Origin of the sequence: Hydrogenophaga intermedia, assembly GCF_000723405.1 — a bacterium.
Taxonomy (GTDB): Bacteria; Pseudomonadota; Gammaproteobacteria; order Burkholderiales; family Burkholderiaceae_C; genus Hydrogenophaga; species Hydrogenophaga intermedia.
On record NZ_CCAE010000031.1, the window covers coordinates 28,320 to 54,834 of the forward strand.

General features: G+C 70.5%; 25 protein-coding genes. 11 read left to right on the forward strand and 14 right to left on the reverse strand.

Translation table 11 applies throughout. The features are described from left to right. The first annotated feature begins 392 nt into the window (after positions 1 to 392). From BN948_RS16590 to BN948_RS16620, 7 genes are all read left to right on the forward strand, one after another. Positions 393 to 1,871, forward strand: coding sequence for a sigma-54 interaction domain-containing protein (locus BN948_RS16590; RefSeq protein WP_009518318.1), 1,479 nt, complete (start codon positions 393 to 395; stop codon positions 1,869 to 1,871). Between the two features lie 162 nt (positions 1,872 to 2,033). After that, complete coding sequence (locus BN948_RS16595) at positions 2,034 to 3,230, forward strand: substrate-binding domain-containing protein (RefSeq protein ID WP_009518320.1); 1,197 nt, start codon at positions 2,034 to 2,036, stop codon at positions 3,228 to 3,230. Between the two features lie 34 nt (positions 3,231 to 3,264). After that, positions 3,265 to 4,026 (forward strand): ABC transporter ATP-binding protein, encoded by a 762-nt coding sequence (locus BN948_RS16600; RefSeq protein WP_009518321.1) that lies wholly within the window; start codon positions 3,265 to 3,267, stop codon positions 4,024 to 4,026. Then, complete coding sequence (locus BN948_RS16605) at positions 4,023 to 4,760, forward strand: ABC transporter ATP-binding protein (protein WP_009518322.1); 738 nt, start codon at positions 4,023 to 4,025, stop codon at positions 4,758 to 4,760. Before BN948_RS16600 ends, BN948_RS16605 begins: the two co-directional genes overlap by 4 nt. An 11-nt stretch (positions 4,761 to 4,771) precedes the next feature. After that, positions 4,772 to 5,791: a branched-chain amino acid ABC transporter permease gene (locus tag BN948_RS16610; protein ID WP_050980660.1), complete on the forward strand. Its 1,020-nt coding sequence runs from the start codon at positions 4,772 to 4,774 to the stop codon at positions 5,789 to 5,791. A gap of 12 nt (positions 5,792 to 5,803) precedes the next feature. Next, complete coding sequence (locus BN948_RS16615) at positions 5,804 to 6,901, forward strand: branched-chain amino acid ABC transporter permease (RefSeq protein WP_035622634.1); 1,098 nt, start codon at positions 5,804 to 5,806, stop codon at positions 6,899 to 6,901. Next, positions 6,898 to 7,761 (forward strand): alpha/beta fold hydrolase, encoded by an 864-nt coding sequence (locus BN948_RS16620; RefSeq protein ID WP_009518325.1) that lies wholly within the window; start codon positions 6,898 to 6,900, stop codon positions 7,759 to 7,761. Before BN948_RS16615 ends, BN948_RS16620 begins: the two co-directional genes overlap by 4 nt. 19 nt (positions 7,762 to 7,780) lie before the next feature. On the opposite strand, the gene BN948_RS16625 is transcribed toward BN948_RS16620, so the two are convergent. From BN948_RS16625 to hemH, 5 genes are all read right to left on the reverse strand, one after another. After that, positions 7,781 to 9,175, reverse strand: a complete 1,395-nt coding sequence (locus BN948_RS16625) for a sensor histidine kinase (protein ID WP_035622636.1) — start codon at positions 9,173 to 9,175, stop codon at positions 7,781 to 7,783. Between the two features lies 1 nt (position 9,176). Next, positions 9,177 to 9,866, reverse strand: coding sequence for a response regulator transcription factor (locus BN948_RS16630; protein WP_009518327.1), 690 nt, complete (start codon positions 9,864 to 9,866; stop codon positions 9,177 to 9,179). A gap of 34 nt (positions 9,867 to 9,900) precedes the next feature. After that, the gene (locus BN948_RS16635) at positions 9,901 to 11,424 is read right to left on the reverse strand and encodes a tripartite tricarboxylate transporter permease (protein WP_009518328.1); all 1,524 of its coding nucleotides are present in this window, start codon (positions 11,422 to 11,424) and stop codon (positions 9,901 to 9,903) included. 19 nt (positions 11,425 to 11,443) lie between these two features. Then, complete coding sequence (locus BN948_RS16640) at positions 11,444 to 11,890, reverse strand: tripartite tricarboxylate transporter TctB family protein (RefSeq protein WP_009518329.1); 447 nt, start codon at positions 11,888 to 11,890, stop codon at positions 11,444 to 11,446. A gap of 115 nt (positions 11,891 to 12,005) precedes the next feature. Beyond that, positions 12,006 to 13,049: a ferrochelatase gene (gene hemH, locus BN948_RS16645; protein WP_009518330.1), complete on the reverse strand. Its 1,044-nt coding sequence runs from the start codon at positions 13,047 to 13,049 to the stop codon at positions 12,006 to 12,008. A 19-nt stretch (positions 13,050 to 13,068) separates the two neighbouring features. Between hemH and BN948_RS16650 the strand changes: the two genes are divergently transcribed. Genes BN948_RS16650 through BN948_RS16660 form a run of 3 tightly spaced genes read left to right on the forward strand, consistent with a single transcriptional unit; the run spans position 13,069 to position 14,923 of the window. Further along, on the forward strand, positions 13,069 to 13,806 hold the full coding sequence (locus BN948_RS16650) for an HAD family hydrolase (RefSeq protein WP_009518331.1): 738 nt from the start codon (positions 13,069 to 13,071) through the stop codon (positions 13,804 to 13,806). A 13-nt stretch (positions 13,807 to 13,819) separates the two neighbouring features. Next, positions 13,820 to 14,470 carry a glutathione S-transferase family protein gene (locus BN948_RS16655; RefSeq protein WP_009518332.1) on the forward strand — a complete coding sequence of 217 codons (651 nt, stop codon included), beginning with the start codon at positions 13,820 to 13,822 and terminating at the stop codon, positions 14,468 to 14,470. Between the two features lie 21 nt (positions 14,471 to 14,491). Beyond that, positions 14,492 to 14,923 carry a GNAT family N-acetyltransferase gene (locus tag BN948_RS16660; protein WP_009518333.1) on the forward strand — a complete coding sequence of 144 codons (432 nt, stop codon included), beginning with the start codon at positions 14,492 to 14,494 and terminating at the stop codon, positions 14,921 to 14,923. A 19-nt stretch (positions 14,924 to 14,942) separates the two neighbouring features. Here the strand turns inward: BN948_RS16660 and BN948_RS16665 are convergent, their stop codons facing one another. From BN948_RS16665 to BN948_RS16690, 6 genes are all read right to left on the reverse strand, one after another. Beyond that, positions 14,943 to 15,404 carry an SH3 domain-containing protein gene (locus BN948_RS16665; RefSeq protein WP_009518334.1) on the reverse strand — a complete coding sequence of 154 codons (462 nt, stop codon included), beginning with the start codon at positions 15,402 to 15,404 and terminating at the stop codon, positions 14,943 to 14,945. Between the two features lie 162 nt (positions 15,405 to 15,566). Continuing rightward, on the reverse strand, positions 15,567 to 16,874 hold the full coding sequence (gene hpnE, locus BN948_RS16670; protein WP_009518335.1) for a hydroxysqualene dehydroxylase HpnE: 1,308 nt from the start codon (positions 16,872 to 16,874) through the stop codon (positions 15,567 to 15,569). After that, the gene (hpnD, locus tag BN948_RS16675; protein ID WP_009518336.1) at positions 16,871 to 17,737 is read right to left on the reverse strand and encodes a presqualene diphosphate synthase HpnD; all 867 of its coding nucleotides are present in this window, start codon (positions 17,735 to 17,737) and stop codon (positions 16,871 to 16,873) included. The genes hpnE and hpnD overlap by 4 nt, the downstream gene beginning before the upstream one ends. 45 nt (positions 17,738 to 17,782) lie before the next feature. Continuing rightward, positions 17,783 to 18,265, reverse strand: a complete 483-nt coding sequence (locus tag BN948_RS16680; RefSeq protein ID WP_035622638.1) for an acyl-CoA thioesterase — start codon at positions 18,263 to 18,265, stop codon at positions 17,783 to 17,785. A gap of 87 nt (positions 18,266 to 18,352) precedes the next feature. After that, positions 18,353 to 20,056, reverse strand: coding sequence for an FAD-dependent oxidoreductase (locus BN948_RS16685; protein WP_138820303.1), 1,704 nt, complete (start codon positions 20,054 to 20,056; stop codon positions 18,353 to 18,355). A gap of 14 nt (positions 20,057 to 20,070) precedes the next feature. Beyond that, a complete protein-coding gene (locus BN948_RS16690; protein WP_009518339.1) occupies positions 20,071 to 21,063 on the reverse strand; it encodes a Bug family tripartite tricarboxylate transporter substrate binding protein in 993 nt (330 codons plus the stop codon). A gap of 103 nt (positions 21,064 to 21,166) precedes the next feature. Between BN948_RS16690 and BN948_RS16695 the strand changes: the two genes are divergently transcribed. Next, positions 21,167 to 22,075, forward strand: a complete 909-nt coding sequence (locus BN948_RS16695) for a LysR family transcriptional regulator (protein WP_009518340.1) — start codon at positions 21,167 to 21,169, stop codon at positions 22,073 to 22,075. A 23-nt stretch (positions 22,076 to 22,098) separates the two neighbouring features. Here BN948_RS16695 and BN948_RS16700 read toward each other — a convergent pair whose 3' ends face one another. From BN948_RS16700 to BN948_RS16710, 3 genes are read right to left on the reverse strand one after another with little or no spacing between them, the layout of a single operon-like run. Then, entirely contained in the window at positions 22,099 to 23,334 is a 1,236-nt protein-coding gene (locus BN948_RS16700; protein ID WP_009518341.1) for an efflux RND transporter periplasmic adaptor subunit, read from the reverse strand. Continuing rightward, positions 23,331 to 25,697: an ABC transporter permease gene (locus BN948_RS16705; protein WP_009518342.1), complete on the reverse strand. Its 2,367-nt coding sequence runs from the start codon at positions 25,695 to 25,697 to the stop codon at positions 23,331 to 23,333. Before BN948_RS16705 ends, BN948_RS16700 begins: the two co-directional genes overlap by 4 nt. A gap of 10 nt (positions 25,698 to 25,707) precedes the next feature. Beyond that, entirely contained in the window at positions 25,708 to 26,388 is a 681-nt protein-coding gene (locus tag BN948_RS16710) for an ABC transporter ATP-binding protein (RefSeq protein ID WP_051756161.1), read from the reverse strand. Between the last annotated feature and the right edge of the window lie 127 nt (positions 26,389 to 26,515).

Consider the following 26,515-nt stretch of genomic DNA (forward strand, 5'->3'; position numbering starts at 1 on the left):
GCTTTTGTTGGCGGACGTTTTCACGCGGAGACCTCGCGCTTGCTCGCGGCCGCTGGGTGCACTGCTCCGCGAATGTCCCCCGGACGGCTGCGCCGTCCTCCTCCTTTATTTCGCTGCGCAGTGCACCCAGCGTCCCCGAGCAACAGGCCCCTTGGCGCGCCAACAGACCGAGTGCCAACGAGGTCGTCGGTGATCGGGTGTCCGGCGTAGCGACATAAAGGCGGAGGATCGGAGCGCGCCAGCGCTCCGATCCGGGGGACAGTCGCGGAGCCGGACACCCGGTCGCCGACGACCGGAGCAACCGGAGAAAACCCGCCGAACTCCCGCCCCCCCGGAGAAGAGACCTCCCCGGTCGAGAAAAAAACATACCCCACCCGGGTACCATCCAGAGCATGACCCGCGACGACCGCCTGCCCCGCGACGCGCAGAGCATCCTGGAGCTCGCCGCGCGCTCCATGTTCGACCTCTTCGCCAACGCCAGCGAAGGCATGCTCCTGGTGGACCGGCACGCCCGCGTCGTCTGGATCAACGACCAGTACCGCCGCTTCCTGCCCGCCCTCGGCTTCGACCGCGAGGAAGACTTCGTCGGACAGCCCGTCAGCAACGTGGTGCAGAACACCCAGATGCACCGCGTGCTGGAAACCGGCAAACCCATCCTCATCGACCTGCTCACCAACCGCGCCGGTACCTTCGTCGTCACGCGCATCCCCTTGCGCGACGAGGCGGGCGACGTCCTCGGCGTGCTCGGCATCGTGCTCTTCGATCACCCCGAAACCACGCTACAGCCCCTCATCACCAAGTTCGCGCGGCTCGAGCAGGACCTGCACGACGCGCGCCGCGAACTCGCCCACCAGCGGCGCAGCAAGTACACCTTCGCCAGCTTCGTCGGCACCAGCGCGGCGGCGGTGGAGGTCAAGCGCCAGGCGCGTCGCGCGGCGCAGTCCAGCAGTCCCGTGCTGCTGCTGGGCGAAACCGGCACCGGCAAGGAACTGCTCGCGCACGCCATCCACGCCGCCTCGCCGCGCGCGGGCCGGCCCTTCGTCAGCGTGAACATGGCCGCCGTGCCCGAGACCCTGCTCGAGGCCGAGTTCTTCGGCGTCGCGCCCGGTGCCTACACCGGCGCCGACAAGAAGGGCCGCGACGGCAAGTTCAAGCTCGCCGACGGCGGCACGCTGTTCCTCGATGAACTGGGCGACATGCCCATGGCCATGCAGGTGAAGCTGCTGCGCGCGCTGCAGGAAGGCGAGATCGAGCCCCTGGGCTCGAACCAGCTCGTGCCTTTCGACGTGCGTGTGGTGGCCGCCACTTCGCGCGACCTGCCGCTGATGGTGAGGGAAGGGCGCTTCCGCGAGGATCTGTACTACCGCCTCAACGTGCTGCCCATCCGCGTGCCGCCGCTGCGCGAACGCCAGAGCGACGTGCCCCTGCTGATCGAAGCGCTGTGCGAAGACATCGCCGCGCGCGGCGGCGGGCCGCAACTGGAGTTCGGCGCCGAGGCCCAGGCGCTGCTCGCGGCCCAGCCCTGGCGCGGCAACATCCGCGAGTTGCGCAATGTGCTGGAGCAACTCGCGCTTCGCACCGATTCGCCGCTGATCGACCCCGCGCAGGTGGACGAGGTGCTGCGGGAAGCAGGCCTGCCCGCGCTGGCGCCGGTGCGTGCAGCGCCGGCCGCCGCTACCCCGGCCGGGCCCGACCTTCGCCCGCTGGCCGAGCAGGTGGCCGAACTGGAGCGCCGCGCGATTGCCGATGCGCTGGCGCGCACCGGCGGCAACCGCAGCGCGGCGGCCAAGCTGCTGGGCATCTCGCGGGCCAGCCTGTACGACCGGCTGGCTGCCATGGAAGGATTGCCTGAATTCCAGACAACCGTCTGAAATTCCGTCACTTCAACGTCATTCGGCTGTCTGATATTCAGACGATTGACGGGGGGAATTCAAAAAATCCCTTTGAAATCAAAGCTTGGAAAAGCTGGCACGACATGTGCACCACAAGCGCACGGCGCACCGCGCTGTGCCAGCAACCATCAGGAGACAAGCATGTTCGACACCACCCGCCGCCTGGCGGTGATCGCCCTGGCCTGCACGGCCACCCTGGGTTTTGCCCAAGCCAACAAGGGCGAGATCCGCATCGCCCACATCCACAGCAAGACCGGCCCGCTGGAGGCCTATGCCAAGCAGACCCACACGGGCCTGATGATGGGCTTGAACTACGCCACGGGCGGCACCATGACGGTGGCCGGCAAGAAGATCGTGGTGATCGAGAAGGACGACCAGGGCAAGCCCGACGTGGGCAAGAGCCTGCTGGCCGCCGCCTACGCCGACGACAAGGTCGACCTCGCCATCGGCCCCACCGCCTCGCCCGTGGCGCTGGCCATGCTGCCGGTGGCCGAGGAGTACCGCAAGATCCTGCTGGTGGAGCCTGCCGTGGCCGACTCCATCACCGGCGACAAGTGGAACAAGTACATCTTCCGCACCGGCCGCAACAGCAGCCAGGACGCCGCCGCCAACGCCGTGGCGCTGGACAACCCGAACAACGTGATCGGCGTGCTCGCCAACGACAACGCCTTCGGCCGCGACGCAGTGAAGGCCGCCAAGGACTTCACCACCAAGGCCAAGATCGTGCACGAGGAGTACCTGCCCGTGGGCACGACGGACTTCACCGCCGGCCTGCTGCGCCTGGTCGACAAGCTCAAGGACCAGCCGGGCAACAAGTACATCTCTGTCGTGTGGTCGGGCGCGCCCACGCCCTTCGCCAAGATCGCCGAGATGGAGCTGGACAAGCGCTACGGCATCAAGCTCGCCACGGGCGGCAACATCCTGCCGGCCATGGTGGCCTACAAGCAGTTCCCGGGCATGGAAGGCGCGCTGTACTACTACTTCGGCATCCCCAAGAACCCGATCAATGATGCCATGGTGTCGGAGCACTACAAGCAGTTCAAGGCGCCGCCGGACTTCTTCACCGCCGGTGGCTTCAGCGCCGCGATGGCCGTGGTGACCGCGCTCAAGAAAACCAACGGCGACACCAACACCAACAAGCTCATCCAGACCATGGAGGGCATGAGCTTCGACACGCCCAAGGGCACCATGACCTTCCGCAAGGAAGACCACCAGGCCATGCAGAGCATGTACCACTTCAGGATCAAGGCCGACCCGGCCTTCGCCTGGGGTGTGCCTGAACTCGTGCGTGAGATCAAGCCTGGGGACATGAACATCCCCATCCGCAACAAGCGCTGAACCTGGCGTGCGCCCGGCGGGCGCACGAACCCCCATGCTGCAAACCTCGAACCTCACGGTCCGCTTCGGCGGGCACGTGGCGGTGAATGCTGTCTCCTGCGCGTTCGCGCCGGGCACGCTCACCGCCATCGTCGGCCCCAATGGCGCGGGCAAGACGACCTACTTCAACCTGATCTCGGGCCAGATCAAGGCCAGCGCCGGCACGGTCACGCTGGACGGGCGCGAGCTCACGAACCTGAGCGCGCCGCTGCGCACGCGCGCGGGCCTGGGGCGCGCCTTCCAGCTCACCAACCTGTTCCCGCAGCTCAGCGTGCGCGAGAACGTGCGCATGGCGGTGCAGGCGCGCGCCGGCGCGGGCATGGACTTCTTTCGCATCTGGAGCGACCGCAAGGACCTGATCGAGCAGGCCGACCGCATCCTGGAGACCGTCGCCCTGGCCGACAAGGCCGAGGCCCGCGCGGCCAGCCTGCCGCACGGCGACCAGCGCAAGCTGGAGGTCGGCATCCTGATGGCGCTGGACCCCAAGGTCTACATGTTCGACGAGCCCACCGCCGGCATGAGCGTGGACGAGGTGCCGGTGATCCTCAATCTCATCCGCGGCCTCAAGGCCGACAAGAGCAAGACCATCCTGCTGGTGGAGCACAAGATGGACGTGGTGCGCGAGCTGTCGGACCGCATCATCGTGCTGCACAACGGCGAGCTGGTGGCCGATGGCGAGCCCGAGGCGGTGATTGCGTCTCCGGTGGTGCAGCAGGCCTACCTGGGCATCAACCCCGAGGAAGAGGTGGCGGCATGAGCGATGCGCTGCTGACGCTCGAGGGTGTGCACACCCACATCGGCGCGTACCACATCCTGCACGGTGTGGACCTGAGCGTGCCCGCCAACCAGCTCACCATGCTGCTGGGCCGCAATGGCGCGGGCAAGACGACCACCTTGCGCACCGTCATGGGCCTGTGGCACGCCAGCCAGGGCCGCATCACGCTCGCGGGCCAGGACATCACCGCCCGGGCCACGCCCGACATCGCGCAAAGCGGCGTGGCCTACGTGCCCGAGAGCATGGGCATCTTCTCGGACCTCAGCGTCAAGGAAAACATGCTGCTGGCCGCGCGTGGCGCGCGCACCATCGACGACGTGGACACGAAGCGCCTGGAATGGATCTTCGACATGTTCCCGGCGATGAAGAAGTTCTGGCTGCACCCCGCGGGCAAGCTCTCGGGCGGGCAGAAGCAGATGCTCGCGGTCTCGCGCGCCATCGTCGAGCCGCGCCAGTTGCTGCTTATCGACGAGCCCAGCAAAGGCCTCGCGCCGGCCATCATCCAGAACATGATCGCGGCCTTTCGCGAACTCAAGGCCGCGCAGACCACCATCCTGCTCGTCGAGCAGAACTTCAACTTCGCGCGCCAGTTGGGCGACACGGTGGCCGTGATGGACGACGGCCGCGTGGTGCACAGCGGCGCCATGGCCGAACTCGCCGAGGACAGCGCCCTGCAGGCGCGCCTGCTCGGCCTTTCGCTCGGAGCGCATCAGTGAACACCTCGGTCATCACCACACCCGCCACCGGCAGCGTCGCGCGCTGGCAGGCCCTCAAGGACTTCGACTGGAAGCCCGTGGCCCTGGTGCCTCTGCTGGCGGCGCTGGCGCTGCCCGCTGTGGGCAGTGGCTCCACCTGGCTCACGCTCACCGTGGCCGGCCTGGCCATGGGCCTCATCGTCTTCATCATTGCCTCGGGCCTCACGCTGGTGTTCGGCCTGATGGACGTGCTCAACTTCGGCCACGGCGTGTTCATCGCGCTGGGCGCTTTCGTCGCGGTCAGTGTGTTCGGCGGTCTCAACGCCTACGCCATCGCCGACAGCTTCTGGCTCAACCTCGCGGCCCTGGTGCCGGCCATGCTGGCGGCCATGGTGGTGGCCGGCGCGGTGGGCCTGGTGTTCGAGCGCTTCATCGTGCGCCCGGTCTATGGCCAGCACCTCAAGCAGATCCTCATCACCATGGGCGGCATGATCATCGGCGAGGAGCTGATCAAGGTGATCTGGGGCCCGGGCCAGCTTGCCCTGCCGCTGCCCGAAACCCTGCGCGGCAGCTTCATCATCGGTGACGCCTCCATCGAGAAGTACCGCCTGCTGGCCATGGGCGTGGGCCTGGCGGTGTTCGCCGCCATGGTCTGGACGCTCAACCGCACCAAGGTCGGTCTGCTGATCCGCGCCGGCGTGCAGGACCGCGAGATGGTCGAGTCCCTCGGCTACCGCATCCAGCGCCTGTTCATTGGCGTGTTCGTGGCCGGCAGCGCGCTGGCCGGCCTGGGTGGTGTGATGTGGGGCCTGTACCAGCAGACGGTGCTGCCGCAGATGGGCGCGCAGGTCAACGTGCTGATCTTCATCGTCATCATCATCGGCGGCCTGGGCTCCACGCTCGGCGCGCTGGTGGGTGCGCTGCTGGTGGGCCTGATGGCCAACTACACGGGCTTCCTCATGCCCAAGGTGGCGCTGTTCTCCAACATCGCGCTCATGGTCGCCATCCTGCTGTGGCGCCCGCAGGGTGTGTACCCCGTCGCGAACCGCTGAGGAGAGCGCACCGTGTTGTCCCGTCTGCTCTCTCATGATCTCCCGCGCAGCCGCTGGTTGGCCATTCTGCTGGTGCTGCTGGTGCTGGGCCTGGCCTTCGCGCCCTTCCTGTTCCCGGGCGTGAAGGCGCTCAACGTGGCGGCCAAGGTGCTGATCTTCATCGCCCTGGTGGTCAGCTTCGACCTGCTGCTGGGCTACACCGGCATCGTGAGCTTTGCGCACACCATGTTCTTCGGCATCGGCGCCTACGGCATCGCCATCTCGGCCAACGCCATGGGCCCGACTTGGTGGGCGCTGTTGGTGGGCGCGATCGGCGCGCTGCTGCTGTCACTGCTGCTGTCCCTGCTCATCGGCCTGTTCTCGCTGCGCGTGCGAGCGATCTTCTTCGCCATGATCACGCTGGCCGTGGCCTCGGCCTTCCTCACGCTGGCCTCGCAGCTGTCGGACATCACCGGCGGCGAGGACGGTCTGACCTTCCGCCTGCCCGAGCTGCTCTCGCCGGGCTTCGCGCTGATGGAGGACGACTTCGAAGGCCCCTTCGGCCCCGTCACACTCAACGACCGCTTCATCACCTACTACCTGCTGTTCGCCAGCGTGGTGGCCATGTTCCTGGTGATGCTGCGCATCGTGAACTCACCCTTCGGCCGCGTGCTGCAAGCGATCCGCGAGAACGACTTTCGCGCCGAGGCGCTGGGCTACCGCGTGGTGGTGTACCGCACGCTGTCCAACGTGATCGCCGCGTCCTTCGCCACGCTCGCGGGCTGCCTGCTCGCGCTCTGGCTGCGCTACAACGGGCCGGACACCTCGCTGTCCTTCGAGATCATGCTGGACATCCTGCTCATCGTGGTCATCGGCGGCATGGGCACGCTCTACGGCGCCATCATCGGCAGCGTGGTCTTCCTGGTGGCGCAGAGCTACCTGCAGGACCTGCTGCGCTGGCTCGGCGGCCTGTTCGAGGGGCTGCCGCTGCTGCCCGCGCTGCTCACGCCCGACCGCTGGCTGCTGTGGCTGGGCCTGCTGTTCGTGCTGTCGGTCTACCACTTCCCCACGGGCGTCGTCGGCAAGCTGCGCGAGCGCGCACTGGCCAAGGCCACGAAGGAGTCGACATGAACTTCGCCGCTCTCGAACCGCGTTCGCGCTACATCACCTGCGAGGAGCGCGAGATCCACTTCATGGACTGGGTGCCCGCGCAGGCCGGCGGCCCGGTGGTGGTGGCCTGGCACGGCCTGGCCCGCACCGGGCGCGACATGGACCCGCTGGCCGCGCACCTGTGCGCGCAGGGCTGGCGAGTGATCTGCCCCGACACCATCGGGCGCGGCCTGTCGCAGTGGAGCCCGGACCCGAAGGCCGAGTACTGCCTCGATTTCTATTCGAAGCTGGCGAAGTCGCTGGTCGATCAGCTCGCGCTGGATCGCTTCCACTGGGTGGGCACGTCCATGGGCGGGGCCATCGGCATGGTGTGCGCGGCCGGGTCGCTGCGCGGGCGCATCGAGCGCCTGGTGCTCAACGACATCGGCCCTCAGCTTGCGCCCGCGGCGGTGCAGCGCATCCGCAGCTACGCGGGCAGCCCCTCGGCATTCAACACCATGCGCGAGTTGGAGCAGTACTTCCGCGAGGTCTACAAGCCGTATGGCCACCTGCCCGACAAGCAATGGCGCCTGCTCACCGAAAGCTCCATGCGTCGCCTGCCCGACGGCCGCGTGACGCCGCACTACGACACCGCCATGGTGCAGCAGTTCGAGCACCACCCTGACGACTACGAGTTGTGGTCGGTGTTCGACAGCATTGATGTGCCGGTGCTGTGTCTGCGCGGCGCTGACTCCGACCTGCTGCTGGTGGAAACCGCCGAGGCCATGCGCGACCGCGGGCCGCGCGCGCTGGTGGTGACGATTCCGGGCTGCGGGCACGCGCCCGCGCTCAACGTGCCGGATCAGCTGGAGCTGGTGCAGCGCTTTCTGGCGGGGCACTGAGGCGGGCGGCCCGGCCGCCTCAGGCCAGTGGCAGCGTGACGCTGGCGCGCAGGCCGCCTTGCGAGGTGGCTTCGTCCAGGCGCAACTCGCTGCCCAGCAGTTGCGCGTAGCGTGCGACGATGGCCAGGCCCAGGCCCGCGCCCTGGCCCAGCCGCAGCCCGTCCCGCCCCTGCGTCCAGCGCGCGCGCAGGGCTTCGCGCTCCGCCGGCTGCAAGCCGGGGCCGTCGTCTTCCACCGCGATCTCGGCCCGTCGGGCGGCGGTGTCCACACGCAACACCACGTTCACCGTGGTGCCACCGTAGCGCAGCGCGTTGTCGATCAGGTTGTCCAGGATGCCGTCGAGCAGGGCCGCATCGGCGCACACGACGGGTCCGTTGCCGCCGTCGTCGATTCCGATCGCACCCAGGTCGATGCCGCGCGCGTCGGCGCGGTCGAGGTGGCGCAGCACGGCCTGGCCCAGCTGCGGGGCCAGGGCCACGCGTTCGCGGCGCGGCACCAGCGCGGCCTCGTCGGCAACGGCCAGGTCCAGCAACTGGTTCACCAGGCGGCCCGCGCGCTCGGCGCTGGAGGCGATCTGTTGCAGCGTCTGTGACGTATTGGAGACTTCGGGCTGCGCCAGGCCGTCTTCGGCCAGGGCGCGGATGCGCGCCAGCGGCGTGCGCAGTTCGTGCGCCACGTTGCCCGCGAACTCGCGCTGCGCGCGCACGCTGCGGTCCAGCCGTTCGAAGAGGGCGTTGACGGCCTGGCCCACCTGCTCGACCTCGCGCGTTGCCGGTGGCACGGCCACCGGCGCGAGGTCGCGGCTGTCGCGGTGCGCCAGCGCGGCCTGCAGCCCGCTCAGCGGCGCCAGGTCGCGCGTGATGCCGCGCCACACCCAGACCACGAGCAGGCCCAGCAACAGCAGCAGCGGCAGCGCGCCATAGACCAGCATCTGCCGCACCAGCGCCGTGCGCACGCGCGTGGTGTGCGCCATCACCACGTGGTAGGGCTCACCCCTCACGTCGTGGCGCAACACCACGGCCCGCACCACCTGGCCATGGTGCAAGGCGTTGGCGTAACGGAAGCGCTGGCCCGCGAAGGGCGGAGTGAAGGGCGGCAGCGTGGCACCCGCCAGACGCGAGCCGTCGGGCCGCAGCACCGAGAAGAACACCGACTCGGCCTCGTCGAACAGCGCGGCCGTCACCTCGCCCGGCGTCAGCCGCAGCGCGACCTCGCCGTCGTCCATGGCCTGAACGTGAGAGGCGATGGAGTAGGCGTCGTCCAGCAGCGCGCGGTCGAAGGCCTGTTCGGTGAAGTGGTGGGCCACGCCCAGCGTGATGGCGGTGGCGGCCAGCCAGGTGAGCGCCAGCGGCAGCATCACGTGGCGCAGCAGGCGCGTGCGCAAAGAAGGCGCTGGCGGTTCGTGGGGGCTCATGTCATTCATCGGCCTCCATGCGGTAGCCCAAACCGCGCAGTGTGCGGATGGACGCGCCGCTGCCCGCGAGCTTCTTGCGCAGGCGCGAGACGAAAGCCTCCAGCGCGTTGTCGCCCAGGGCCTCGTCGAAGTGGGAGAGCTTGTCGGACAGGTGGCGCTTGCTGATGGTGTGGCCCGGCGGGCTCATCAACTCCCACAGCAGCGCGAACTCGCGCGCGGGCAGCTCGAAGGGCTGACTGGCCATGGTGAAGCGGCGGGCGCGCCGGTCCAGCTCGAGCGCGCCCAGGCGGGTGCGGTCATCGCTGCCGGTGGCGCGGCGCACCAGGGCGCGCAGCCGCGCCTCGACCTCGGCGAGATCGAAAGGCTTGCCCAGGTAGTCGTCGGCGCCGCTGTCCAGGCCGGCGATGCGCTCCTCGGTGCGGTTGCGTGCGGTCAACACCAGCACCGGCGTGCGGTCACCGCGGGCGCGCGCCGCGCGCAGCACGGCCAGGCCGTTGCCCGGCGGGCTGCCGGGGCGCGGGTGCTGCGGCAGGTTCAGGTCCAGCAGCACGGCGTCGAAGGTCTGCACGCGCCACAAGTGGTCGGCCTCTTGCGCGCTGCTGGCCGAGTCCACGTGGTGGCCGGTGTGCACCAGGCTGCGCGCCATCACTTCGCGCAGCACGGCGTCGTCTTCGACCAGCAAGATCCTCATCGCCCCGAGGCTAGCAAACCGGGCGAGCCCCGCCTCAATCGGCGGCTTTCAGGCGGTCCAGCGAGGCCTTGGCGCGCCACTGCCCGCGCAGCGTCGACCACAGCGCCCACAGCAGCAAGGCCAGCGTGAGTGCGAGCAACGTGGCGCTGATGGGGCGCTCCAGGAAGACCATCGGGTCGCCACGCGAGATCAGCAGGGCGCGGCGCAGGTACTCCTCGAGCAGCGGGCCCAGGATGTAGCCCAGCAACAGCGGCGCGGGTTCGAAGCGCAGCACCATCAGCAGGTAGCCGAGGATGCCCAGCACCGTCACCATGAAGATGTCGAAAGTGTTGTTGTTCACGCTGTACACGCCCAGCGCCACGAACACCAGGATCGCCGGGTACATCCAGGCGAAGGGGATGCGCAACAACGCCACCCACAGGCCGATGGTGGGCAGGTTCAGGATCACCAGCATGATGTTGCCGATGGCGAAACTCACCACCAATCCCCAGAACAGGCTGGGCTGCTCGGTGATGAGCATGGGCCCGGGCTGGATGCCGTGGATGATCAGCGCGCCCAGCATCACGGCCATCACCGCGTCGCCCGGAATGCCGAGAGAGAGCGAGGGCACGAAGGCGGTCTGCGCGGCCGCGTTGTTGGCCGACTCGGGCGCGGTGACGCCTTCGATGGCGCCCTGGCCAAAGCGGCTCGGGTCCTTGGCCACCTTCTTCTCGATGGCGTAGGCCATGAAAGCCGCGATGGAGGGCCCCACGCCAGGCAACGCGCCCAGTGAAGCGCCCAGCGCCGAGCCGCGCGCCATGGGCTTGACCGTGGCCTTGAACTCGTCGCGGGAAGGCATCAACGAGCGCAGCGAGATGTTCTCGATCTTGCGGTTGGTGTCGGCCGAGTTGATGCAGCGCACCACTTCGGCCACGCCGAACAGGCCCATGGCCAGCGCGACCAGGTTGATGCCGTCCATCAACTCGGGGATGTCGAACGAGAAGCGTGCCGCGCCGCTGTTGATATCGGTACCCACCATGCCCAGCAACAAGCCCAGCACCATCATGCTCAGGCCCTTCACGGCCGAGCCGGCGCTCACCGACGAGGCCGCCACCAGGCCCAGGAGCATCATGGCGCAGAACTCCGCCGGACCGAACTTCAGTCCGATCTCGGCGATCACCGGGGAGAACAGGGTAAGCAGCACCAGGCCCGACATGGCGCCCGCGAGCGAGGCGATGGTGGTGACGAACAGCGCCACGCCGGCCTTGCCTTTGCGCGCCATCGGGTATCCGTCCAGGCAGGTCACGGCCGACGACGGCGTGCCCGGCAGGTTGAGCAGGATGGAGGCCGTGGAGCCACCGTACTGCGCGCCGTAGTACACGCCGGCCAGCATGATGATCGCCGCCGTGGGCGGGATGTGGTACGTGATGGGCAGCAGCAGCGAGATGGCCGCGAGCGCGCCGATGCCGGGCAGCACGCCCACCACCGTGCCGAGGAACACGCCGAAGAAACAGTAGAGCAGGTTGATGGGGTCGGCCGCGACCTGCAGGCCCAACCAGAGATTGCCGAGCAGTTCCATGTGGTCGTCCTCGCGCGCCTCAATGGCTCCAGGGCCAGATCGGCAGCATCATCTGCAGCCCGATGGGGAAGATCAGCGTGGTGAGCAGCGTCACCACGGCGCACACTGTGAGTCGCGCGCGCAGGGCCATGGAAGAAGGCACCAGCGAGATCAACGCCGCCAGGAACGACGCCAGCACCACACCCAGCAGGCGCAGCGTGAGCGCGAAGGCCAGCAGGCTGGCCACGCACCAGAACAGGTTGCCCCATTGCACGGTGATGGCGCTGCCGCGGCGCCACCACGCGGGCACGGCCACCAGCAGGCCCAACACAGCGAGCGTCCAGCCCAGTACCACGGGGAAATAGCCCGGGCCCATGCGGTCGGAGGTGCCGAAGTCGTAGCGCTGCCCATAGAGGGCGAAGAAGAGGCCGGCGGCGGCCATCAACAGGCCGCCGACGAGATCGTGGTTGTCTCGGGTGATTTTCATGGGAAGGGGCGCGGGGCGGGCCCGCGCCGGCAAGGATGGGCCGGGCGCACGGGCGCGCCCACAGCGCCCCGCGACCGGGGCGGCCGGCGGGACGTGGGGTGCAGCTTAGAAAGGCCTAGCTGACCGGAGCCTGAACGCGCGTGGGCCAGCCCTGCAAGTGGCGCAGCGCGATGTCGCCCAGCGCGCGGATCCACTCCTCGCGGTCGTTGAGGCAGGGGATGTAGGCGAAGCGTTCGCCGCCGGCCTTCAGGAAGGCCGCGCGCGCCTCCATGTCGATCTCCTCCAGCGTCTCGATGCAGTCGCTGGTGAAGCCGGGGCAGATCAGGTCGACGCTCTTCACGCCCTGGCCGGCGAGCTGGATCAGCGAGGGCTCGGTGTAGGGCTCCAGCCACTTGGCCTTGCCGAAGCGGCTCTGGAAGGTGAGCAGGAATTGATCAGCCGACAGGCCCAGCGCCTGCGCGAGCGCGCGCCCCGTGGCCTGGCACTCGTCGTGGTACGGGTCGCCCAGCGTGCGGGTGCGCTCGGGCACGCCGTGAAAGCTCATTACCAGCTTGTCGGCCCGGCCATTGGCCTGCCAGTGCTGGCGCACCGATCGCGCGAGCGCGTCGATGTAGCCCGGGTCATCGTGGTAGCCGTTGACGAAACGCAGTTCGGGCACCGCGCGTTGCGTCGCGCTCCAGTCGCCCACGGCGTCGATCACGCTCGCGGTGGTGGTGCCGCTGTACTGCGGGTAAGCGCTCAGCACCAGCACGCGCGTGGCGCCCTGCGCTTTCACCTCGTCGAGTACCGTGGCGATGGACGGTTTGCCGTAGCGCATGGCGTAACGCACCAGCACCGATTGCCCTCGCTCACCCAGGTGGCCCAGCAGGCGCTTGGCCTGGCGCTCGGTCCACACCTTCAGCGGCGAGCCGTCGGGCATCCAGATGCTCTGGTACTTGGCGGCCGACTTCGCGGGCCGCACGCGCAGGATCACGCCGTACAGGATAGGCCACCACAGCAGACGCGGGATCTCGACCACGCGCGGGTCGCCGAGGAATTCGGCGAGGTAGCGGCGCAGCGCCGCGGGGGTGGGTTCGTCGGGCGTGCCCAGATTGCAAAGGATCACCGCCGTGCGCTCGGCGGGGGCATGCGGGCGGGGCGGTTCGGTTGCGAAGGGCATGCGCTATTCTCTCGCAAGCATGAAAGACCCCCTGAGCACGGACCCCGCGTCCGGCGCCACCACGCTGGAGCCTTCGCGTGTGCGCGCCATCAGCATCGACCTCGACGACACGCTCTGGCCGATCGGTCCCACCATCGAACGCGCCGAGGCCGCGCTGCTGGCCTGGTTCCGCGAGCACGCGCCCGCCGCCGCCATCCTCGCGGCCAACCCGCAGTCGCTGCGCGAGGCGCGGCACTACCTGCAGATCAAGCGCCCCGACCTGTCGCACGACCTGAGCGCGCTGCGCCGCGAGTCGATCCGCTTCGTGCTCATCAAGGGCGGTGAGAAACCCGAACTGGCCGAGGAGGCCTTCGACGTCTTCTTCGCCGAACGCCAGCGCGTGGAGCTGTTCGACGACGCCTTGCCCGCGCTGGAATGGCTGGCCGGGCGTTACCCGGTGGTGGCCTTGTCCAACGGCAACGCCGACGTGCACCGCATCGGCCTCGGCCAGCACTTTCGCGCGGCCATCAGCGCGCGCGAGTTCGGTGTGGCCAAACCCGACGCGCGCATCTTCCACGCCGCCGCCAGCGCGGCCGGCGTGCGCCCGGGCGAGGTGCTGCACATCGGTGACGACGCGCAGCTCGATGCGCTGGGCGCCTTGGTGGCGGGTCTTCAGGTCGCCTGGCTCAACCGCGAGCTGCACCCCTGGGACCATGCACCGCTGGTGCCTCACACCACCGTGCCCGACCTCATGACGCTGTGCAACCAGCTGGCCTGACGGTGCCTGCCCCATGAGCCTCACCATCCACGGTATCCCCGCTTCACGTGCCGTGCGGGCGCTGTGGGCGGCGGTCGAACTGGACCTGGATTTCACGCACGTGCCCACGCCATATCTCGACGGCAGCACGCGCACGCCCGAGTTCCTCGAACTCAACCCCAACGGCCACATTCCCGTGCTCATCGACCGCCGCCCCGAGGGCGAGGTGGTGGTGTGGGAGAGCATGGCCTGCGCGCTCTACCTGGCGCGCGTGCATGGTCGGCCCGACGGCCGCAGCATCGCACCGGCCAGCGCGCGCGAGGAGGCCGAGGCCCTGCGCTGGTCGTTCTGGGTGGTCAACGAGGTGGAGCGCGACGCACTCACCGTGCTGGCGCACCTGCACGCCATGCCCGAGGAGCGCCGCAAGCCCGAGCTGGCCCTGGCGTCCGAGCGGCGCCTGGCCGTGCCGCTGCGCGTGCTGGAGGCGCACCTGAAGCGGCAACAGGCGGCGGGGCAGGCCTGGCTCGCGGCGGGGCGTTTCACCATCGCCGACCTCTGCGTGGCCAGCGTGCTCAACTGGGTGCGGGTGTCGCGGCCCCTGCTGGGCGCGCACCCGGTGATGCACGAGTGGCTGCGGCGCTGCATGGAGCGCCCGGCCTACCTGCGGCTGCGTGAGGCCGGTTGAACCCACGGCAAGGAGGGCGGCATGGCATTCGACTGGCGAGAGGACGTTGACGGCATCGACTGGGCGGAACTGTCCGCGCTCTACCGCGCGGCGCCGCTGGGCGACAAACCGCCCGAGCGCTTGCGCACCGTGTTCGGCAACAGCCTGTTCAAGTGCTTCGTGTTCGAGGACGGTCGCCTGGTCGGCGCGGGTCGCGCGCTGGCGGACGGCGCGGATTGTTCGTACATCTGCGACATTGCCGTGCTGCCCGGCCACCAGGGCACGGGTCTGGGCAAGCAGATCGTGGCGCACCTGGTGGAGCGCTCCCGCGGGCACAAGAAGATCATCCTGTACGCCGTGCCCGGCAAGGAGCCGTTCTATCGCAAGTTCGGCTTCCTGCGCATGAAGACGGCCATGGCCATCTTCGACAACCAGCAAGAGCAGCTGGCGCGCGGCTACCTCAGCGAGGACTGAGCGTTCGGCCGCGCGCGGCTCACCAGCCCCAGACCAGGCGCTCGGCCACCCAGCCGGACTCGCCCGTCTCGCGCTCCACGCGCACCCAGTCGTCACGCTTCTCCAGAGTCTTGAGCAGTTCGCCGTACTGGGCCTGCGTCACCACTTCGTTGTTCGTGCCGGGGCCGCTGCGCACGTTGAGGATCTTGCTGGTGACGATGTGGTGCGGCTCGTCGGAGGTGAGCGAGCGCGCCACCCAGCCGGTGTCGCCCTCGAAGTCCTTCACCGCGAGCCAGTCGCCGCGCCGCTCCGTCACCTGCAGCGGAAAGCCGCGCCGCAGTTCCCACAGCACGGTGCTTTTCAGGCCCGGGCCGTCGCGCATGTTCACGGTGCTGCCGCTGATGCTGACCATGTTCTGGGCATTGGCGCTGATGGCGGCCACACCCAGACTCAGGGCGAACAGGCCGCGGAACAGGGATCGTGCAACGGTGGTGACCGGCATGGCGATGGGCTCCTTTCCTCGGGTCATGAAAAAGCGAAAGGGGATGGGAGCCGCTCGCGCGGCCCAGGTTCCCCCCGAAGGCCAGAGGTTAACAGCCTCGTCGCGGCGTGCCGAGAGGCGCAGCGGCCCGCCAGGCCGGCCTGCGTCAAGAATCACGCGAATTCAGCGCCCAAGCGCGGCCCCACGGCCCGCCGCCTGGCCGCTGCGCACCGCGCCTTCGATGGTGGCGGGGTAGGGGCCGTCGACGAAGTCGCCCGCGGCCCACAGGCCCGGCGCGACCGCGCCAGAGGGGCGCACGAGGCCCGGCGTGCAGGCGAAGGTGGCGCGGCGCTCGGTGATGGTGCGCAGCGGGATCAGGCCGACGAGACCGAGTTGCTCGCGCGCCTGCTCCAGCGTGGCCGCCTGCAGGTCCTCGCGTTCGCCCCCGCTGTGGCTCAGCACGAAGGCCAGCACGCCGGCGTCGGCCGCGCGCAGTTGCCCCCGGTCGAACACGAACTGGGCGGGCCCGCTGCGCAGCGCGAGCATGGGCGCAGCCAGCGGCTGGTGGCGCGGCCCCAGCGCATAGACCGTGGTGATGGCGGTGTGGCCGAGCGCCGCCGTTGCGCTGGCCCAGGTGGGCGCGATGTCACTCAGCGCGTGGGCCGCCGCGCTGGCGTGCGTGGCCCAGACCACACAGTCGAAGCGCTCGGCCTGCCCCTCGCCGCTGAGCCGCCAGCCGCCGTCGTCGGCGTCGATGCGTTCGATGCGCCGGCCCAGGTGCACGGTGTGGCCGCGCTCGCGCAGCCAGTGCGCGGCGGGGTCGGGGCCGAGGGCCGACAGGTCATGTCGCGGCAGCAGCAGCGCCGACGGCGCGAAGCCCGGCGCGCCTTGGCCGAACAGCGCGTCGCGCAGCACGCGCAGGAACACCGCGCCACTGGCCTGCGCGGCCGGCAGGTTCAGAGCCGACACGCACAGCGGCTCGATCAGCTCGTCCATCACGCGCGGGGGCAGGCCGGCGCACACGCTGGCCACGGTGTCGGCTGGCCCGCAGGCGAAGCCTCGCGCGCGCCAGCGCAGCGACACGCGCAGCAGGGCGATGCGCTCGGCCGAGCGCCAGCCGCGTGCGCCGAGCATGGCGGCCAGCGCGTCCAGCGGCGCCGGCCAGCGCGCAGCCCAGGGGGGCACCGCCAGGCCCAGGCCATCGGCGAAGCGCAGGGACAGCGGCGTGGCGAGCAGCGCCTCGTGCGGGTCCACGCCCACGTTGCGCATGAAGGCCAGTGTGGCCGTGTAGGCGCCGATGAGGATGTGCTGGCCGTTGTCCAGCCACAGCGGCTCGCTATCGGGGTGGGCGATGTCGAGCCGGCGCGCGCGCCCGCCCAGGGTGTGCGTGATCTCGAACAGCGTGACCCGCGCGCCACCTTGCGCGGCGGCCACGGCGGCGGCGCAGCCGGCCCAGCCGCCGCCGACGATGGCGACGTTGACGGGGTTCACAGGCGCCCCAGCGCCTGCACCTTCCAGGCGAGCCAGAACTTGCGCAGCGGCGTCAGGCTCACGCGGCGCGTGAGCACCAGCAGCGGCTCGGCCGCGATCTCGCGCAGCAAGGTGCGGTAGATGCTGGCCATCATGAGCCCGGGCTTCTGGTGGCGGCGGTCGGCGTCGGGCAGCAGGGCCAGTGCCTCGTCGTACGTGGCCAGCGCGCGTTCGCACTGGAAGGCCATGAGCGCGGTGAAGCGGCGCTCGAAGTCGGCCGCGTCGGCGCCGGCCGCCGGGCCGCGGCGCAGCAGCTCATGCGCCTTCACGTCGAAGCGCTGCAGCTCGTCGATGGGCAGGTAGATGCGCCCGCGCACCGCGTCCTCACCGACGTCGCGAATGATGTTGGTGAGCTGGAAGGCCAGGCCCATGCGGTGCGCGTAGTCGGTGGTCTGCGCCTGCGTCTGGCCGAAGATGCGCGCGGCGACCTCGCCCACGAGGCCCGCGACGAGATGGCAGTAGCGCTGCAGGTTGCCGAAGTCGAGGTAGCGGCTCTGCTCCAGGTCCATCTGGCAGCCGTCGATGACGCCCAGCAGGTGGCGCGCCTCGATGCCGTAGGCACCGGCCAGTGGCATGAGCGCCTGCGTGACGGGGTGGCTGGGCTGGCCGGCGTACGCCTGCGCCACTTCACCGCGCCACCAGGCCAGCTTGGTCTGCGCCACGCCCGCGTCGCTCACCTCGTCCACCACGTCGTCCACTTCGCGGCAGAAGGCATAGAAGGCCGTGATGGCGGCGCGCCGCTCGGGCGGCAGGAAGAGGAAGGCGTAGTAGAAGCTGCTGCCGGAGGCGGCGGCCTTCTGCTGGACGTAGTCTTGCGGGCTCATGGGATGCCCGGAGTGTACGCAGGGGCGCGAGCGCCCCTGCGGTGCTCAACCGGCCTGGCGCAGGGCCTCCGTGCGCTGCGCGAATTCCTGGCGCAGTTGCTTGCGCACCCGCGCCGCGGCGTGGCGGCGGTGCTCGTCGGGCGTGCTGGGCTTGAGCGGCGGCACGGGCACGGCCTTGCCGTCGTCACCGACCGCCACCATGGTGAAGAAGCAGCTGTTGGCGTGCCGCACCACCTGCGAACGGATGTTCTCGGCCACCACCTTGATGCCGATCTCCATGGACGAGGTGCCGGTGTGGTTGACCGAGGCGAGGAAGGTGACGAGCTCACCCACGTGGATGGGCTGCAGGAACATCACCTGATCGACCGAGAGCGTGACCACGTAGCGGCCGGCGTAGCGCGCGGCGCAGGCATAGGCCACCTGGTCCAGCAGCTTGAGGATGGTGCCGCCGTGCACGTTGCCCGAGAAGTTGGCCATGTCGGGCGTCATGAGCACGGTCATGCTCAATTGGTGGGAAGGGAGGTCCATGTCGTGTCAGGGTGGCGCGCGGGGAGCGCCAATGTACACGGCAGAGCCAGCCGCCGGCCCGGGGGCCGGCGGTGGCGGTGCGCGGGCTCAGGCCAGCGCGGAGGCGGGTGCGGTGGCGGGACTCGCGCCCGTGGTGCGGCCCGCGCCCCGCAGCAGCGCCACCAGGGCGCGCGAATCCGCCGGCACCGTCTCGCCGCGCCACACCACGTGCTGGTCGGGCCGGCACATCAGCAGGGCGTGGCGGTATTCGGACGGGCGCTGCGGCTCGCCGGAGATGTCGAGCACGCGCAGCGGCACGCCGGCCGCGGCGGCCGCATCCACCAGGGCTTGCGCGTTCGCGCCCGCCTGGGTGACCAGCAGCGTGTAGCCCGCGCCGAAAGCGTCGTAGAGCGAGCGCCCATCCGCCAGCCAGAAATGCGGCGCGCGGCAACCCGGCACCGTGGACGGGGTGAAGCCGCCCATGGTGTAGGCGGGCGGCTGTTCGCCGTCGGCCGCGATGATGGGCGAGCCCGTGTAGTAGTAGCCGTAGTTCAGGCCCGCGCAGCAGAACTGCTGCACGTTGAGCTGGTAGGCCTCGTCGCCGATCAGTGCGCGCGCGGCTTCGCCGTTCGCGTCGGGCGCTTCGATGTTCGCCGGTACCGCGCTGCGCGCCTTGATCATCTTCTGCGCGTGGTCCATCGCGAAGCGCGAGACCTGCTCGGTGATGGGCTGGCGCTCGGCCTCGTAGGCGTCGAGCATGGCCGCATCGGCCCAGCCCTGCACCTGCGCGGCCAGCAGCCACGACAGGTTCAGCGCGTCGGCGATGCCGGCGTTCATGCCGTAGCCCGCGTAGGGCACCCACAGGTGCGCGGCGTCGCCGGCGATGAACACGCGCCGGTCGCGGAAGCGGTTGGCCACCAGGCGGCGGCCCACCCAGTCTTCCTTGGAGATCACCTCGTATTCGAAGTCGTCGCCCACGCCCAGGATGTGGCGGATGCTCTGGTCGCGGTCCACCGAATCGAACTCGGTCTCGTGCGGGTTGAGGTGGTTGTGCACCAGCCAGGTCTCATGGCCGTCGATGGCGAAGGCCGTGCCGCAGCGGCGCGGGTTGACGGAGTAGTAGCACCAGGCGGGCTTGCCGGGCAGGCGGCTCAGCAGGTCCTTGGCGCGGATGTAGGTGGACTGCACGCGCTGGATGACGGCGGTGCCCTCGAACTGCGCGCCGATGGCCTTGCGCACGCCGGAGGCGCCGCCGTCGCAGCCCACCAGGAAGCGCGCGCGCACCGTTCGTGTCGTGCCGTCGTCCAGGCCGGTGAGCGTGGCCATCACGCCGTCCTCGTCCTGCTCGAAGCCGTCCACGCGCGTGCGGTTGAGCAGCGTCACGTTCGGCAGCGACGCCGCGTGCTCCAGCAGGATGGGCTCCAGGTAGATCTGGTTGATGCGGTGTGGCGGCTCGGCCGTGGGCCACCAGGTGTCGGGCCCGCCGTTGTCGGTGAAGCGCTCCAGCCGGTTGGGGATGGGGATGCGCGTGAGCTCGATGCCCGTCATCGCGGTGCGGAACACGACGTCGTTGGGGTGCGTGTCGGGCAGGCCGGCCTGGCGCAGCTTGTCGGCCACGCCGAGTTGGCGGAAGCGCTCCATGGTGCGCGAGGCCACGTGGTTGCACTTCACGCTGGGCGGCTCCTTGTACGCGCGCAGCTCGGCGATGGTGACGCGCACGCCGCGCCCGGCGAGGTCCATGGCGAGCGTCAGGCCCACGGGGCCGGCGCCCACGATGAGCACGTCGGTGCTGATGTCGATCGGTTCTGGCATGGGAGAGGAGGGGTTCATTCGAGCTTGATGCCGGCGGTGCGGATCACCTTGGCCCACTTGGTGGTCTCGGACTTGATGTAGTCGCCAAAGGCCTTGGGCGTGGTGGGCGCGGGCTCCACGCCGAGGCCGCGGATGGTGGCCTGCGTGGCCGGGTCGTTGAGCGCGTCGGCCAGGGCCGCGTTGAGCTTGGTGACGACGGCGTCGGGCGTGGCGGCGGGCGCGACGATGCCGAACCAGCCCACGGATTCGTAGCCCGGCAGGCCGGCCTCGGCCACGGTGGGCACGTCGGGCAGGGCGGGCACGCGTTTGGCGCTGGTGACGGAGAAGGCCTGCAGCTTGCCCGCGCGGATGTGCGGCAGCGCGGCGGGCAGGTCGGTCACGGCCAGCGGGATCTGGCCGGCCAGCGCGTCCACGGCGGCCGGGCCGGAGCCGCGGTAGGCCACCTGCACGATCTTCGTGCCCGCCATCTGGTCGAACAGCGAGGCCGTGAGGTGCATGGCCGTGCCGTTGCCACCATGGCCCAGGGTGAGCTTGCTCGGGTCGCGCTTGGCCAGGGCGATGAGCTCGGCCTGCGTGCGCACGCCCACCGAAGGGTGGCCCACGAAGACGAAGGGAATGACCGCGACCATCGAGACCGGTTTGAAGTCCTTGATCGGGTCGTAGGGCATCTGCGGGTACAGACTCACGTTGGCCGACAGCGCGCCGGCCGCGCCCAGGCCCACGGTGTGGCCGTCGGGCTCGGCCTTGGCCACGGCGGTCAGGCCGATGTTGCCGCCCGCGCCGGGGCGGTTCTCGATCACCAGCGGCTGGCCCAGCTTCTCACTCACGCGCGGGGCGATGGCGCGCACGATGGCGTCGGCGCTGCCGCCGGGCGGGAAGGTCACGATCACGCGGATGGGCTTGGTGGGCCAGGCGGCGTCCTGGGCGAGTGCGGGGCTGGCGAAGGCGAGCAGCGTGGCGCCGCCAAGGGCCGCGCACAGCGCGCGCCGCAGGTGGGGGGTCTTCATCGACTTGTCTCCTGGTTCTGGTGGTGGATATCCGCCCGCCATTCAACCCGCTCCCCATTCATGCGTAAAGCGAAACTTATCGAACGATTTATCATTTCAACTCATGAATAACGAGAGCCGCTTCCTTCCCAGCATGCGCCAGTTGCGCGCCTTCGCGGCCGTGTACCACCTGCGCAAGGTGAGCGCGGCGGCCGAGCAGCTGTCGGTGACGCAATCGGCGGTGAGCCTGTCGCTGCGGCAACTGGAGGACGGCCTGGGCGCGCGCCTGTTCGACCGCACCACGCGCACCCTGCAGCCCACGCAGGCCGCGCACGAGGCCATCGTGCTGGCCGAGCGCATCCTGCGCGACGCCGAGGCCCTGGGCGCGGGCACGCTGGAGCTGTCGCAACTGCGGCGCGGGCGCGTGAGCGTGGCCGTGACGCCCACGTTGGCCGAGCTGCTGCTCCCGGCGGCCGTGGTGCGCTTTCGCGAGCGGCACCCGGGCATCCATGTCGACATCAACGACTGCGCGCCCGACCAGTTCGTGGCGCGGGTGGTGGGCGAGCAGGTGGACTTCGGCATCGGCGTGCCGGAACAGGCGGGGGCGGACGTAGAGACCGAGACGCTGGTGCGAGACCACCTGGCCGTGGTGTGCCCGGCGGGGCACCCGCTGGCCGGGCGTGCGCGCCTGCGCTGGGCGGACCTGGACGGCCACCCGGTGATCACCGTGCGACCGGGCTACGGCGTGCGGCCCCTGATCGACGCCAGCGCGGCGCGCGCGGGCGTGCGGCTGCGCGTGGTGCACGAGGTGACCTTCCTGTCCACCGCTCTGTGGATGACGCGCGCCGGCATGGCCATCGCGATCATGCCGGCGGCCTACGCGCGGGCGGCGCGGCCGGAAGAACTGGTGGTGCTGCCGCTGACGGCGCCTCGCGTGTCGCGCGATATCTGCATCGTCACCAAGCGCGGTCGGTCACTTTCGCTGTCGGGGCAGGCGCTGGTGAAAGAGATCAGGGCGGCGTTGCGGGCGTAGTTGCCTTCGCACGCTCGCCTGTCTCACCGCTCCCGCACGCGCCGGCCGTTCTGCACCCGCTGGCCGTCGGACACGCCGCTGCCCGGGTACAGCACCACGCGCTCGCCGGCCTGCACGCCGCCGGTGACCACCGCCTGTTCGGTGCCGCGCGGCCCCAGGGTGATGGCGCGTTCGCGGGCGCGGCCGTCGCCGTCCACCACGAAGACCTGCCAGCCCCCACCCGCGCGCACCAGCGCCGCATTGGGCACCAGCAGCGCGTCGGCCTGGGCGAGCGTGACGATGCGCGCCTCCACGCGATAGCCCTCGCCCAGCGGCAGCGCATCCGGCCACGGGGCGGCCGGGGTCACGTGCACGTTCACGCGTTGCTCTTCGATGCCCAGCGCCGACACCTTGGTGAAGGCCACGGGCTCCACGCGCGTGACGCGCCCCGGCAAGCCAGGCAGGCCGCTGCCCGCCTGCAGCGTCACGGCGGCGCCCATCGGCACACGCGCGGCGTCGCCGGAGAGCAGGTCCACGATGGCCTCCAGCCGCGTCGTGTCGCCCAGGTCCAGCAAGGCCTGGCCCGCGTTCACAGGCCCCGCGCTGTCGCGGTGCACCGCGACCACGCGGCCCGCGATCGGGCTGCGCAGCGTCCACAGGCCCTCGTCGGCTGCCGCACTGCCATCGGCGCGCGCCAACGCAGCGCGCGCCTCGTTCCATCCGTAGGCGGCCACCCGCTGTTCCGCCTGCGCGCCGGCCAGCGCCTGGCGCGCGGCCGTCAGGTTGAGCTGCGACTGCTCGCGCGCCGAGGGCGCCACGAATTGCGCACGCGCCAGCTCTTCGGTGCGGCGGGCGTCCAGCTCGGCCTGCGCCAGCGCAGCCTGCGCCCGCGTGGCCTGGGACTTTGCGGCCTCCAGCGCGGCCTCGGCACTGCCCACGCGCTGTTGCAACACGCCGCGCGTGCGGCTGTCGATCATCGACGGCGCGGTCGGCCGCAGCACCACCAGCGGCTCGCCCTCGGCCACGGTGTCGCCCACTTTCATGCCGGGCCGCAACAACTCGCCGGCGGTGGGCGCCGCCACGGTGTAGCGCTGCAGCAGCCGCAGCACGCCGTCTTCCTCGATGGCCTGCTCGAAGGCACCACGCTGCAGCGTGGCGGTCTCCACGGGCAGGGCCGCCGGCCGCAGGGCCCAGGCCAGCAGCGCCGCGACGGCCAGGGTTGCCGCACCGGCGAACAGCCAGACGCGTCGCCGGGCAGTGGGTTTGTCGTTGTGCTTCATTCGCGCACCTTCAGAACGGCCACCAGATCGAGCCGATCGATGTGGCGGCGCACCAGCAGGGCACTGGCCGCACCGGCGGCCAGCACGATGAGCGCCGCCCACGCGTAGGTGGACGTCGCGATGATCACGGGAAAGTCGATGTTGTCCGAGGACATCAGGCGCATCAGCAACCCGGCCAGCGCCCGCCCGGCGAGCAGCCCCAGCGGCAAGGCCAGCAGCAACTCCACCGCGAGCTGGCCCAGCAGCAGCACCGACACCTCGGCGCGCGTCATGCCCAGCACCCGCAGGCTGGCCAGGTCCCAGGCGCGCTCGGACAGCGCGATGCGCGCGGCGTTGTAGGTGATGCCCACCGCCATGGCCACGGCGAACAGCGTGAGGATGGCGCTGAAGGCGCCCATGTTGTGCTGGGTGCGTTCGTCGAAAGTCTGCTGCACCGAGCGCTTGTCGAACACCGCGCGCACCGCGGGCGCGGCCTTCACCGCGGCCCAGAAGGCCTGCCGCTCGCCGGGCTCCACCTGCAGCACCGCTTCGGACACGCCGTGGCCGTCGCGCGCGATGCGCTGCAAGGTGCCCAGCCGCATGAAGGCCTGCTGCCCCATGAGGGTGTGCACCACCCCCACCACCGGCAGGTCGACCTGGCGTCGGTGGCCGGTGCGAAACGCCAGTGTCACCGTGTCGCCCGCGCGCGCGTCCAGCGCGCGTGCCAGCAATTGCGACAGCACGATGCCCTCGTCGGGCAGTTCCACCGCGCCGCGCGGGTCGTCCACCACGCGCTGCAGCCGCGCGCCGGCCGGCAGGCCGCTGAGGCCGGCGTCCTTCCAGCGCGCGCCGTGGTGCAGGCGCACGGCCTCGCTGCGGTAGCCCTCGGCCTGCAGCACGCCGGGCAGGCGGCGCAGTTCGGACAGGACCATGGCATTGGCCGGCGGCTCGAAATGCAGCACCACGTCGCCCGGCTGCACCTGGCGGAACTGCACATCCACGATGTGGGCGATGGCGTCGAGCCAGAACGCGCCCGAGATCTGCAAGGCCATGGCCATGGCCACGCCGCCCACGGTGAAGGCGGTGCGCCAGGGCCGGTGCTCCACGTCGCGCAGCACCAGCAGCAGGGCGGCGCGCACGCGCCGGCCCGCCAGGCGCTCCAGCAGCGTGCGCCGGTAGTGCGGCGGCGCCGGTGGCAGCATGGCCTGCGCGGGGCGCAGCCGCACCACGGCGCGGATGGCGGTCCAGGTGCCCAGCGCGGCGGCGAGCAAGGTGAACACGCCCGACACCCCCACCACCGCCAGCGAGGTGCGATAGGCCAGGGCGTCGAAGCGGAACACTGGCTCGTACAGGCCGAGCATGAGCCGGCCGATGACGGCACTGAGCACAAGCCCGCCGAGCACGCCCAGTGCGGCCACCACCAGGGCGAACTGCAGGTAGTGCCCGCCGATCGCGGCGTCGTCGTAGCCCAGCGCCTTGAGCGCGGCGATCTGCGGGCGCTGCGTGGCCACCTGGCGCGCGAGCACGCCGTTGAGGATGAACATCGCCACCGCGAGGAAGATCGCCGGCAGCACCGTGCCCATCACGCGCAACTGGTCGAGTTCGTCGTCCACCACGCGCGCCGAGAGCTGGTCGGCGCGCGCCACCGCGCCCAGCGATCCATAGGGTTCCAGCAGGCGGTCCAGCGCGGTGATGACGGCGTCCGTGGAGGCGCCCGCGTCCAGCCGCAAGGCGGCCTGGTTGAAGGCACCCTGCAGGTCCAGCAGCTCGCCCAGGCGCCGGGCGTCGGTCCACCAGATGCCGAAACTGCGCTCGTCCGGTGCCGCGCCGCCCGAAGCGAACACGTACTCGGGCGAGATCGCCAGGCCCACGACGTGCACCGTCTGCAGGCGGCCATTGAGCACGGCCTGCGCACGGTCGCCGGGCTTGAGCCCGCGCGCCTTGGCGAAGGCCTCGCTCACCAGGGCTTCCAGCGTGGTGCCGGCCTCGGGCCAGCGGCCTTCGCGCAGGCGCAGGGCGTTGAGGCCCTGCTGGCCACGCTGCACGCGCGCCAGGTCCAGCGCCACGAAGCGGCCGGTGACGGGCGGGCCCGGGTCGCCCAGATCCAGGCGCGCATCGAAGGCCAGGCCGGTCTTCACCTCGGCCACGCCAGGGATGTCGGCGATGCGCTCGCGCAGCGTCAGCGGCGCGCGCTTGAGCGTGACAAACACATCGGCCAGCCGATGGCCGGTGTAGAAATGGTCGCGCGCCGCCAGCAGCGAGGCATGCACCGAGAACAGCCCCACGAAGCCGCCCACCCCGATGGCCACCACCATGGCGATGGTGAGCACCTGCGCGCGCAGACGCCACAGGTCGCGGCCGAGCTTGATGTGGATCGCGCGCATGTCCTGGGCCTCACCAGCTCAGCGTCGCCGCCGCGGCCTTGTGCGGGTTGGCTTGCGCCGAGGCGATGCGCCCGTCGGCCAGGCGCAGCACACGATCGGCCATCTGCGCGATCGGCGCGTTGTGCGTGATGACCACGGTGGTGGTGCCCAGCTCGCGGTTCACGCGCTCGATGGCCTCGAGCACGCGCACGCCGGTGGCGCAGTCCAGCGCGCCCGTGGGCTCGTCGCACAGCAGCACGGCGGGGCGCTTGGCGATGGCGCGCGCGATCGCCACGCGCTGCTGCTCGCCGCCCGAGAGCTGCGAAGCGAAGTGGTCCATGCGCTCGCCCAGGTCCACCAGCGCGAGCGCGTCCTCGGGCGCCATCGGGTCGGTGGCCAGGTCGGTCACCAGGGCCACGTTCTCGCGCGCGGTGAGGCTGGCGATGAGGTTGTAGAACTGGAACACGAAGCCCACGTGCTCGCGCCGGTAACGCGTGAGCTCGGCGTCGCTGGCGCCGGCCAGCTCATGCGTCTGACCGTCGTGCGTCCATTGGGCCGAGCCGCCGCTGGGCGCGTCCAGCCCGCCCAGTATGTTGAGCAGCGTGCTCTTGCCGCTGCCCGAGGCACCCAGCAGCACCACGAACTCGCCGGGCATGACGTCCAGGTCCACGCCGCGCAGCGCGTGCACCGCGGTGGGGCCTTCGCCATACACCTTGGAGAGAGCGCGCGCGGTGAAGACGGGACGGGCGGGCGGCGCGGGCCTGTCGGGCCATGCCGCCCCCGGGGCCCGGCCCGCGCCTGGCCGACGTCCAAGCGCGGGGGGAAAACCCCCGGCCAAC